This window comes from Accumulibacter sp., assembly GCF_023806635.1.
GTDB lineage: Bacteria > Pseudomonadota > Gammaproteobacteria > Burkholderiales > Rhodocyclaceae > Accumulibacter.
This window is the reverse complement of sequence record NZ_JAMTDQ010000101.1, coordinates 45,517-56,498: the sequence shown is the minus strand read 5'-3', so window position 1 is coordinate 56,498 and position 10,982 is coordinate 45,517. Positions and strand designations below refer to the sequence as shown.

Here is a 10,982-nt window from a genome sequence, read left to right as displayed (position 1 = left end):
ACCCCGTGACCAGATCTGCTCAGGAAATGTAAAGATCTGAGTCATAAGTGACTATTGCCGTGCCAGTCATCGGGATGCGCGGGAAGGCGACACGATGCCACGTTCGCCCGCCGATTCACCGCTGCCTCTGGGACGACCCGCCCGTCTTGGGGAAGGAAGCGGGATCCGAGAAGGGGGCGCCAAGCAGCATGGATACGGTGGTGGCAGCCGTGCGGACGCCGAATGCAGCCCTAGTCAGGAAGCGCAATCAAGCGATCCGGGATCCGTCTTCGCCACTCCTCGCGGAGCAGTGTCCTCTGCTTGTGCAGTACATCGAGCCAACGCTCCTTGCCGCCCGCCAGCGTCGTCAGGACATGTTCTCCGCGGCAGAACTCGGCAAGGGGCGATTGGTAGAAGGATAGAATGCGTTCGGGAGGCTGCGGCGTCTCGTAATGGTATGAGCCAAGCGGGACACCGTTCTTGTCGTGGCGACGGATGCTGACCAGACGCGTCTCCCCACGCCAACAATCGATGTCCTCGGTCGTGATCTCAGTGGCTGCCAGGTCGTCGGCATCCGGCAGCCGATCGACTCGCAGGTGAATGCGCGGTAGCCCATCGTAGCCACGGGTACCGGTCAGCGCGACGTATACTCGCTTGTCTCTGTGCGCGTCCAGTTCGATCCAGCGACCGGTTGCCTGCGCGTCCAGTGTTCGGCTATCAGGAACAGCCATCCGGTCTACCGCGTCGACGTGGGGTATCAAAAGCATCCCCGCGAGAAGCCCCGCAACTACCCTGCCTGGCGACGATCTGCCGAGGGCGCGTGGGTGGTGGTCAATTTTCATCAGCAATCACTCTCCAATTCGGGACATCCGGGTTGACGATAGCCGCCAGCGCGATGCGGATGGCCTTCGCGACCGCGCCTGGTCCCATCGTCTCCCGCCCGCCCAATAGTTGTTTAGACATGATCATGACGGTTACCATCGGTTGTGCCACGCCGTGACCAAGCGCTCGCAAGTGGTAGACGGCTTGCCTCGACGAATGTCAGGTTCAGGCGTGAAGGTGGCACGGCGCACCACTCTCTCCAAGACGAGAAGCCCTGGAGCAGGGATCCCAGGGCGTGCCGCCATGGTGCGGGAAGGGGTACAATGCCGTTCGGGCCGAGGGTTGCTTGCGCACGCTGCCATAGACACCGACGTCTCTCGCGAAGTTGCCGCAGATCGAGATCATCACCCTGCACCCTGACAAGAACAAGCTGCGCCCGTCCAAGAACTGCGTTGCCGCGAAATCGGTACCTTGGCCGATGACGCAGACCTTATCCCAATTCTTGGAGGCAGATGATGACGATGTTGAGCACAGGCATGGAACTGACAGGAACCCTACGCAAGGCGAGCACGGGGGTCGTGCTTTTCGCACTGATCGGCGCTAATTTTTCCGCCCTCGCGACACCGCAACACCCATGCCTTCAGGAACAGATTGTCTGTCGAAGAGCCTGTCTGCAAATGGACTTGCGGCAACGTACCTCCTGTTCGGAAGCATGCGACACAGCGGCGCACGCCTGTTGGCAGCCCTACCGCGATCAGCGGCTGTCGAAAGGAAACACGGGGCAGCGCGTTCCTGGGACGGCCAGTCCGGGACATCCGGATACCAACGTTTCCTACTGCACGAAGCGAATGCAGGATGAGCGCTCCGTCGCGAAAGGTGCCGCCAGCGATGGCCCGACCGAGGCAGAGCTTTGTCAGGCGGTGGAAACGGCCGGAAATCGCGCCTATGAGCTTGCCTTCAAGAAACAGGGAGAGGTCTGGCGCACCGTCTTACCTGGCCCGTTGGGGGAAGCTTTGGGTGTCATTCCCGATGGGTCGCGAGTATTGGTCGGCAACACCACCTTCCGTATCTCGTCCTTCAAGAAACGCGGCTGTCAGCCGGCAAAGCCGAAAGGGAGCTTCCATTGCTCGTATGAAATGTCGTTGGTTCACCAATCCCATGGGGGTGTTCTCCTACCACAGTTCAAGATGCCGATGGCCGGCACGGCGAGTGCACGCCTGGTCAGATCGGGGAACACCTGGGAAGCCGAGATCGATCCGCCCCATCGCGGGCAATCGAGCCGGGGCATCAATGAAGAAATGGAACAACGTCTCGCTGATGACTTCAAGCGGCACGAGGACGCGTCGGCCGATCGCGCCGAAAGAAGAGCTCGGGAGGCGGAACGTCGCGAAGAAGAGCGACGGCAGCAAGATGAGCGAGACAGAATGGAGGTGCGGCGTAGTCGCTGTCCTGGCCAAAGCGAGTTTCAGTATTGTCAAGGCTATTGAGTGTCGGAGAAGCACTGGCTGAGAGCTTCGAGCGATTGAGCCTACACAGACTTGTCATCAATAATGCCCTGAAGATTGCCCATCCGGCGTTCGGGTTACAAGGAGGATGTTTCCTATGAAGTTCAGACAAGCGGGTCTAACTGGAGTGGCTGGCTGTTTGTGGATTATCTTCGGCCTGTATTTTTGCGCTGCTGGGCTTGGACTGTATTACGATAAGCCTTTCTTTCAGCGGATGACTCCGGCGCAGCAATGGTATGAAATTCTCTTCTATGGGGGTCTAGAATTGGGCTTCACTGGTATGCTTATCGCATATGGTGGCACCATTTGTGTGTGGGGTTTCAATGCCGTTCGGCTCAAGTTAAAAGAGTATGTAGTTCCTTGTTGGAATGTGGGTGTGATGGGGGCTATTGTAATGCTTTTTGGCGAGTTACTTTACGATCCACCTCGAATCGCCGTGTTCTACTTTTACAAGACGGCATTCTTGATATCTGTTGCGTCAGTTGTTCTCGCGCTCATCGACCGGAATCGCTACGCTCGTGCCAGGAACGAGTGTTTTTCTTCAAAGGAAGCGTGAAGTTTCTTGACCAATTTCACCAACTCCCGACCCCATCCAACAGCAAGGACTTCGCCACCTCACAAGGGTGGCTGGGACAAGGGAGCGAAGGGTCGTCGAGTCCCAATTTATCGCCCTAGAGACGGCTCGCTGCTCGGCCATCCCCGCACAAGACGAACTGAGCAAAGAAATGCTTCGAAGGCGTAGGAAATGAGTATCGAGTAGCGCACGGGAACTCTTTGGTCTACTCAAGAAAGGTGCAGATCCTGCTGAAAAAGCCTCGGCCAAGGCTAAGAAAGCTGCAGCGTCTACAACTCCGTTGGTGATTGGCCAGACAACTAAGTAGTGACAAACCGACCAGCCCAACATGCGCGACCTACTGGTCTGCTAATGCTGGGAAAATCTTACAATACGACGACGATGAAGGATGGCACGAGATGCAATTCTCAAGAATGACCGTTGCGCGAACTCTATCGCAGACCGGAAAACGTATCTTTTGGTTGCTCGCGCTTTCTGCAAGCTGCTTTATGGTCTTGATTTTGCCTTTTGGGTGGATTAATGGTCCAACCATCGACAGGCCAAGCAACAACTTAATGGAAGCTCTTTTCTGGAACCGGGGCGGTTACTCGTCGAATTTTCCAACATACTGGAATGAAGGCCCTTCATTCTCATCAAAAATCGCAGTCACCGAAGGTGAATTCGAATGTAAACTGGCACATGCTAGAGGCGACGCAGGTGATGTGTGGACCATTGATTACCGCAGACTGACCTTAAGAAAGAAGGACCAACCGGATGAGACCGTTTTTCTTCGGATCTTTAAGCCTGAGCGTGGGCAAGCGGGATTTCTCTTGAGCCGCGATCGCGAGTTCACCGCGAAGTATTTCCCAAATCAGCGCTTGGAGTCAAACTTTGCTGCCGGAAGCCCTGATTTCTACTGCATGCAGACTGTTGCGAAACAAGATGTTTTCGCCAATAGAACCTTCTTCTGGTGTCAAGCCTTCTATACACCTTATAGCAATACGCTGACAATTCTGCATCCGATCCAGAAAGAAGATGATAAGTCTCCCGTATTTGATGTTGAGACAGGAGTTTGCAGGAAGCTCTAATCTGCTGGCGGACGGAGATAAAATTGGATTGCGATCTGCTTCTTGCCGCTTCCAGTATGTCGGGGTTCGTTTCGTGTGGAAACGGTCCATACCTGCCTAGCCCACAGGGGATCCGCCTCCGGCCGCATCACCTTGCCCAGCGTCGGCAGACTCAGCGTCATCTGAAACTGCCGCTCGATCAGACTGCCGATCAGGCGCAAGGTCCACAACCCAAACTCGAACTTCAACTGGTCGGGCGTGCGGTCGCGCACCGTATCGGCGATCCATCGCAACTGCTCCGGGGTGACCTTCGGCGGCCGACCGGCTCCTTCTCGGGCGAGCAACGCATTCTGACCACCGTCGTAGAATGCTGCGATCCATTTGAAAACCGCGCGCACCGAAACATCGAGATGGTGCGCCACATGACTCGCCGGCATACCAGCCCGCATCATCTTGACGCCTTGCATGCGTACCCATTGCTGTTCCATGCGCTTGGAAGTGAAAACCGGCCTCTGCGGCATCAGTGGAGAGTTCATGCGTCATATTATACCTTGGGAAACTCGAAAAACAAGCGCCAAATGCACTAAAATACTTTATTTATTAGTAAGTATAGTTATAACAGGAGAGAAAAAATGGCGTTGATCGAAAGATGGGGTAAGGCAGCGATTTTAGTTTCTGGAACACTGGCGTTGGTTGCAAGATGTAGTTCTGTTGTTGATGACCCAACAGGGCATGACAACCCCTTAGATAAAATTTTTATGGCAGGATTTAATGCGGTAGAGTCTGCCCGCAGTCCAGGGCTTGTTAATGGTCAGAGTGTAGTGACCAAGTCTGTGTTTCAAACAATGCATGCAAAATCAAAAGGCACGAATTTCGTCGTTTATGCACGAAACCTAGTTGGTAACGAATATAGCTTTCTTGATGGAAATAATAGCAAGCCAGGGTGGGAACAGTTCTATGATATCGCAAAACTTCTGAAAGACAATCCTCGAGGCACGCGCGCTAATACATACACGGATGACGAGCTTAAGGGGTTTTATTTGTATTTTTTTAAGCAAGTATCGGGCGGCCCAAAATATAATGAGAAGCGAGTTTCTTCTTTCTACAGTGTTGATCAACTTGCATGCCTTGTTCATGATGCGGCAAGAGATGATTATATTCATTTGATGGCATCGGTTGGATTAGAGTCAACTAATATTTCACTTAAACATGAAGAGCCAGCAGAGGCCAAAATATCGGCTAGCGAGAAGGAACGCATAGCTAGAAGAGAGCAATTTTACCTTTCCTATCTGGGCAAAAAGGATCCAACATGGCATGAAATTATGTGTGCTTATGTAGCTAGAAATGCTCAAAGCCAACAAGATCTTGATAACCATGAGATTGTTGGTAGGAGATTATCTGCAGCTATGTTTTCTGGACATAGCGATTACTATTCAATTGTAGATAAAGATAGAATAGTGAGATTTATGTTAGACGCCAAAGTGGTTTGCCCGCGTCCATAATAATAGATAAACTAGTTCTGTGCATTTCGTTCCCGCGCTGATGTGTTTCGCGTATAATGCCGCCATGAACTTTCCTTCAACGCCCCGAAGGCTAATCCTCGGTAATCGTTCACTCCCCTACACGTTTGCCGGAATGGCGGGAATCGTGGGAAGCTGCAAGCCTTTGCGAGCGGCGGCGATGACGGTGCCGAGGTATTGCCAGGCGGATGCTCCGCGACGGCAACAGGTTTCGATGAGGCTGGCGAGGAAAGCGAAGGCACGGGACCCGTCGCGACATGTGGGTGTGGTCGGGCACCGGCAGGTCCACCCACTCGCAGCCAGTTATCGGCGCTTCTTCACCGCCATTGACAAGTGCACCCGGATGGTCAGACTTGCCGGAGGAAGACAGCAGATCTCACTCTGTTTCCCTTATTGTCAGACCAGGGGAGAACAGCAGCGCTGTGGTCTTCGCGCGCGCCAGAGCGGATTTCTGGGCTGGCGTGGGAGACTTTGGCAGCTCAACAAGGATGATGACCTGCTGCTGTTCTCTTTCCAGCCGGGCCACGATACCTTCCTGCTTGAGTTCGGCAACCAGCGCAATGGCAGCCCGCTGCGGATCTCCCGGAGCTTCAGCCCCCTGTATCTGGGCCCCGCGAGAGACGGGCATCGCTTCAGGTTCGACATGCGACGATTGCTGCACAACAAGGAAAACTCCCACGACGACGAGCGCGGCTGCGGTGACGGAGCGAAGGGGCGCGCCTGTTAGCGTCGTCCAGAGGCCCGTGAGCCAACCCGCAGTGGCTGCTTTCGGGTGAAGCGGCATTCGGGGTTTTTCGATGGAAAGCAGTCCCTCCTTGGCGGCAGCGTCACATATCCGCTTCTCCATCTCGATCACCGAGAGCTGCATCTCGCCAGCCGGTGGCGGGTTTGCCGTGATGGCCTCTCGCAGGAGTTCGGCGAACGCTGCGTCCGGAATGGGAGGCCCGCCGGGCCTTCGCCCCGCCAGCACATCAAACCAGTCGCGCGCCTGCTTCTCGTCCGCGTCGATTTTTCGCGGGGTCAGCTCACCCACGGGACGTTCCCTGTGCCAAAAGGTAGCACTCAGCGAAGATTTTCCGGGCTTTTTTCATCAACTGACTCTTGTACTCACGTGTTGCTCCCTCAGTTCCCCCACGATGCTTGTGGAGTTCTTCATTGCTGATACCGTCGATGACGATCCATACCAGATAAGTGACGTCTGCCGGGTAATCCCTGGAAAACACCTCCATACGCCTGGCGAGGCACTCCCGCACTTGGGCTCGTTCGAGACAAAGGTCGGGCCGATCAACCGAGTGGTGTGCGGCTTCCTGCAGCTTGCTTTCAGCATCGGGCATGATCATGCCATCTTCGTCCTCGAGCGCGGCTTCGTTGCGCCGAAGGCATCGCTCAGAAAAGTCCCTCACAGTGTTTCGACGGATCGACTCGATCCATGTCAGGAGTTTCGATTCGCCGCGAAAGCTGCGCGCATTGCGCCAGACCTTGAGGAAGGTTTCCTGCACGCAGTCTTCGACGTCGGAATCGGTGACATTCAGCCGATAGAGATCGCGGTGACAAAGTCGGTACGTGCGGCGAGACTCGTCCCGGATGAGAGTTCGCATGACCGTATCGAGAGCGCTGCCGCCTTCCTGAGCTGCCTGCACGAAAGAGTGAGCATCCATAGCGATTCGGGATTGAGGATTGGATGGCTGAACGAAGGTGAAGCGGTGGCGTTGGCCCTGCGGCTCCGACAGACTGGCGACCATCAATCGGGTAGTCAGCATTTTCTGCCGAATGATGCATGAGGAAACCGGCCACTCGGGAAGGATTGGGGTTCCAGTCATCGTTCTGCGAGTATCTCCGCCCAAGTCGTCCTTCGTCAACCGGGAATGTCGGCCCGGATTTCCCCAACACCCCCGCAGAACCAGCTTCCCGCTCATGCCAGCAGCCCGCAAGACGCCTGTCTCCTCGCGGTTTGCGGGCTGCTGGCATCGGCGCCCGTGTCGAGCGATCGCGGAAGCGCTCGCCTACCACGCCATCCGTTTATCGAACTCGAACTCCGGGCTTGCGCCGCACAGTCGCACGCATGCCATCGTCGTGAACCACCTGGCATGATCGCTTGCGCCCAAGCGGTTACGAAAGAGCTGTTAACGGCTTCCCGACTTCCATAGGTTTCTGGCGCGTGGGCGTTGTCTTTGCCGATGACCGATCGTGGAATTGCCCCGATCATTCCGCCCGCAACCTGGCAGTGTTGTGCCATTTCGTCTTGAACCTCATCGGCCTTGCTCCTCAAGCGCACATGCGGTCTCACGGCTCGGCGTGTGATCGCTGCTACTTCCAACTCCTTCCGCGCTCAGCTCGCCAGCCCCTCAAGCACTGTGCCAAGCAAAACGGCGCCGCGAGGCGCCGTTTCCCTGATTGAAAAGCCGCGTGCGGCCTACACCGCCACCGTATCCGCCACCTCGCTGAACTCCCTGATCTGGTCGAAGTTCATGTAGCGATAGACGTCGGCCGCCTTGGCGTTGACCGCCTGTACCTGCTCGAGATACTCGGCAGGGGTCGGGATGCGGCCCATCAGCGCGCAGACGGCGGCGAGTTCGGCCGAGCCGAGATACACGTTGGTGTCGATGCCGAGACGGTTCGGGAAGTTGCGCGTCGAGGTCGACATCGCCGTGCTGCCCTTGCGGATCTGCGCCTGGTTGCCCATGCACAAGGAGCAGCCGGGCATTTCCATGCGCGCGCCGGACTTGCCGAGGATCGCGTAGTAGCCTTCCTCGTTGAGGATCATCGCGTCCATCTTCGTCGGCGGTGCGATCCACAGGCGGGTCGGGATGTCGGTCTTGCCTTCGAGGACCTTGCCGGCGGCACGGAAGTGGCCGATGTTGGTCATGCACGAGCCGATGAAGACCTCGTCGATCTTCTCGCCGGCGACGGTGGACAGCAGCTTGACGTCGTCCGGATCGTTCGGGCAGGCGACCAGCGGCTCCAGCACATCGGCGAGGTCGATCTCGATCACCGCCGCGTACTGCGCGTCGGCATCGGCCCTGAGCAGCTCGGGGCTGGCGATCCAGGCTTCCATCGCCTTGATGCGGCGGCCGAGCGTGCGCGCGTCCTGGTAGCCGTTGGCGATCATCCACTTCATCAGCGTGATGTTCGAGCGCATGTGCTCGATGATCGGCTCCTTGTTCAGCGCCACGGCACAGGCAGCGGCCGAGCGCTCGGCAGCCGCGTCGGAAAGCTCGAAGGCCTGCTCGACCTTGAGATCCGGCAGTCCTTCGATCTCCAGGATGCGGCCGGAGAAGATGTTCTTCTTGCCCTTCTTCTCGACGGTCAGCAGGCCGGCCTGGATGGCGTAGTAGGGAATCGCATTGACCAGGTCGCGCAGCGTGACGCCGCGCTTGCCGGCTTCGGCGAGCGATCCCTTGAAGCGGACGAGCACCGATTCCGGCATGTCGAGCGGCATGACGCCGGTGGCGGCAGCGAAGGCGACGAGGCCGGAACCGGCGGGGAACGAGATGCCGATCGGGAAGCGGGTGTGCGAATCGCCGCCGGTGCCGACGGTGTCGGGCAGCAGCAGGCGGTTCAGCCAGGAGTGGATGACGCCGTCGCCGGGACGCAGCGCAACGCCGCCGCGGGTGCTGATGAAGCCTGGCAGTTCGCGATGCATGCGCACGTCGACCAGCTTCGGATAGGCGGCGGTGTGGCAGAAGGACTGCATCACCATGTCGGCCGAGAAGCCGAGGCAGGCGAGGTCCTTCAGTTCGTCGCGCGTCATCGGGCCGGTAGTGTCCTGCGAGCCGACGGTCGTCATCCGCGGTTCGCAGTACGTCCCGGGCAGGATGCCCTTGCCTTCCGGCAGACCGCAGGCGCGACCGACCATCTTCTGCGCCAGCGAGTAGCCCTTGCCCGGGTCGGCCGGATTCTGCGGCAGGGTGAACAGGGTCGACGGCGGCAGGCCGAGCGCCTCGCGTGCCCGGGTGGTGAGGCCGCGGCCGATGATCAGCGGAATGCGGCCGCCGGCGCGCACCTCGTCGAGGATCACCGGCGTCTTCAGCTGCGACTCGGCGATGACGCTGCCGTTCTTCAGCGCCGTCACCTTCGAGGTGGCGGTATCGATCCGGAGTTCGATCTCGTCACCCATCTCCATCTGGCCGACATCGATCTCTACCGGCAGCGCACCGGCGTCTTCCATCGTGTTGAAGAAGATCGGCGCGATCTTCGAGCCCAGGCAGACGCCGCCGAAGCGCTTGTTCGGCACGAAGGGGATGTCCTCGCCGGTGAACCAGAGCACCGAATTGGTCGCCGACTTGCGCGACGAACCGGTGCCGACGACGTCGCCGACATATGCGATCAGGTTGCCCTTGCTGCCCAGCGCCTGGAGCTGCTGGATCGGACCGCGCTCGCCGGGCTTGTCGGGGTCGATTCCGGGCCGTGGATTCTTCAGCATCGCCAGCGCGTGCAGCGGGATGTCCGGGCGCGACCAGGCGTCGGGCGCCGGCGACAGGTCGTCGGTATTGGTCTCGCCGCTGACCTTGAACACCGTGAGCTTCTGCGAAGCCGGCACCTCGGGACGGGAGGTGAACCACTCGCCGTCGGCCCAACTCTGCAGCACGGCCCGCGCATGGGCGTTGCCGCCGTCGGCGAGTTCCTTGACATCGTGGAAGTAATCGAAGACCAGCAGGGTCTTCTTCAACCCCGCCGCGGCCGCCTCGCCCGTCGGGCCGGCGAGGAGATCGATCAGCGGCTTGACGTTGTAGCCACCGAGCATCGTGCCGAGCAGTTCGGTCGCCTTGAGTGGCGAGATCAGCGCGCACGCCTGTTCGCCCTTGGCCACGCGGGCGAGGAACTCGGCCTTGACCTTGGCCGCATCGTCGACGCCGGCCGGAACCCGGTAGGTGATCAGTTCGAGCAGTGTCTGCTCCTCGCCCGGCAGCGGGTCGTTCAACAGAGCGACGAGTTCCTCGGTCTGTTTCGCGGTCAGCGGCAGAGGCGGAATACCAAGCGCAGCGCGCTCGGCAACGTGGGCACGGTAGGCTTCCAGCACGGCGACGTCCTTTCTCGATAGGTGTTACGGCAACGAAAGCGACATTGTACTGCATGGGCGCCCTGGCGGCGGCGGCAGGAGCCGCGGACAGCCGGGGCGTCGGTCGCGAAAACAGGAGCTGACACCCGAACACAGCCTTGTCTATAATGCGCCGATGGACCTGCCGACCAGCCTTCTCCTGTCGATCCTCAGCGCTGTTGCCGAAGCGGCTCTCGAGCCGGCGGTGGAGCCGCCCCACCCGCAAGAAGCGCAGGGGCTGCCGCGCGCGCTGCCGGACGAGGCGAGGAAGGGAGTGATGCAGCCACCAGCAGGTGACGGCTACCTGACGATCAATGGGCAGCAGTGGCCGCTTGCGCCGACCGCCCAGATCCGCAACCGGCAGAACCTCATCGTCCTGCCGATGCAGATCGAATCGCCGGCCGAGGTCGTCTATGTCACCAATGCCGATGGGGCGATCCATCGTGTCTGGATGCTGACGCCGACGGAAGCGGCAGTGGCCCGCCCACGCTAGAACAA

General features: G+C 58.7%; 11 protein-coding genes. 5 read left to right on the top strand and 6 right to left on the bottom strand.

Features of this window, described 5'->3' with window-relative positions:
* Positions 1-230 precede the first annotated feature (230 nt).
* Together NFW30_RS17745 and NFW30_RS17740 are read right to left on the bottom strand one after the other, a co-directional pair.
* Positions 231-821, bottom strand: coding sequence for a hypothetical protein (locus tag NFW30_RS17745; protein WP_295372425.1), 591 nt, complete (start codon positions 819-821; stop codon positions 231-233).
* The gene (locus NFW30_RS17740) at positions 811-960 is read right to left on the bottom strand and encodes a hypothetical protein (RefSeq protein WP_295372422.1); all 150 of its coding nucleotides are present in this window, start codon (positions 958-960) and stop codon (positions 811-813) included. Before NFW30_RS17740 ends, NFW30_RS17745 begins: the two co-directional genes overlap by 11 nt.
* Positions 961-1,313: 353 nt before the next feature.
* Between NFW30_RS17740 and NFW30_RS17735 the strand changes: the two genes are divergently transcribed.
* The 3 genes from NFW30_RS17735 (at position 1,314) to NFW30_RS17725 (ending at position 3,947) form a co-directional block, all read left to right on the top strand.
* Positions 1,314-2,288 (top strand): hypothetical protein, encoded by a 975-nt coding sequence (locus NFW30_RS17735; RefSeq protein ID WP_295372420.1) that lies wholly within the window; start codon positions 1,314-1,316, stop codon positions 2,286-2,288.
* Positions 2,289-2,403: 115 nt separating this feature from the next.
* The gene (locus NFW30_RS17730) at positions 2,404-2,862 is read left to right on the top strand and encodes a hypothetical protein (protein WP_295372417.1); all 459 of its coding nucleotides are present in this window, start codon (positions 2,404-2,406) and stop codon (positions 2,860-2,862) included.
* A 416-nt stretch (positions 2,863-3,278) separates the two neighbouring features.
* Positions 3,279-3,947, top strand: coding sequence for a hypothetical protein (locus tag NFW30_RS17725; protein ID WP_295372414.1), 669 nt, complete (start codon positions 3,279-3,281; stop codon positions 3,945-3,947).
* On the opposite strand, the gene NFW30_RS17720 is transcribed toward NFW30_RS17725, so the two are convergent.
* Positions 3,944-4,462, bottom strand: a complete 519-nt coding sequence (locus tag NFW30_RS17720) for a helix-turn-helix domain-containing protein (protein WP_295372411.1) — start codon at positions 4,460-4,462, stop codon at positions 3,944-3,946. The two genes, NFW30_RS17725 and NFW30_RS17720, sit on opposite strands and share 4 nt — an antisense overlap.
* Before the next feature lie 96 nt (positions 4,463-4,558).
* Here NFW30_RS17720 and NFW30_RS17715 point away from each other — a divergent pair, with 96 nt between their 5' ends.
* Positions 4,559-5,428, top strand: a complete 870-nt coding sequence (locus NFW30_RS17715; RefSeq protein ID WP_295372408.1) for a hypothetical protein — start codon at positions 4,559-4,561, stop codon at positions 5,426-5,428.
* A 394-nt stretch (positions 5,429-5,822) separates the two neighbouring features.
* On the opposite strand, the gene NFW30_RS17710 is transcribed toward NFW30_RS17715, so the two are convergent.
* The 3 genes from NFW30_RS17710 to NFW30_RS17700 all read right to left on the bottom strand — a co-directional run bounded on the left by NFW30_RS17710 (position 5,823) and on the right by NFW30_RS17700 (position 10,466).
* Positions 5,823-6,479, bottom strand: coding sequence for a hypothetical protein (locus tag NFW30_RS17710; protein WP_295372406.1), 657 nt, complete (start codon positions 6,477-6,479; stop codon positions 5,823-5,825).
* Positions 6,472-7,266 (bottom strand): sigma-70 family RNA polymerase sigma factor, encoded by a 795-nt coding sequence (locus NFW30_RS17705; RefSeq protein ID WP_295372403.1) that lies wholly within the window; start codon positions 7,264-7,266, stop codon positions 6,472-6,474. The genes NFW30_RS17710 and NFW30_RS17705 overlap by 8 nt, the downstream gene beginning before the upstream one ends.
* 593 nt (positions 7,267-7,859) lie before the next feature.
* Positions 7,860-10,466: a bifunctional aconitate hydratase 2/2-methylisocitrate dehydratase gene (locus tag NFW30_RS17700; protein ID WP_295372400.1), complete on the bottom strand. Its 2,607-nt coding sequence runs from the start codon at positions 10,464-10,466 to the stop codon at positions 7,860-7,862.
* 154 nt (positions 10,467-10,620) lie between these two features.
* Here NFW30_RS17700 and NFW30_RS17695 point away from each other — a divergent pair, with 154 nt between their 5' ends.
* Entirely contained in the window at positions 10,621-10,977 is a 357-nt protein-coding gene (locus NFW30_RS17695; RefSeq protein ID WP_295356941.1) for a hypothetical protein, read from the top strand.
* Positions 10,978-10,982: the final 5 nt, after the last annotated feature.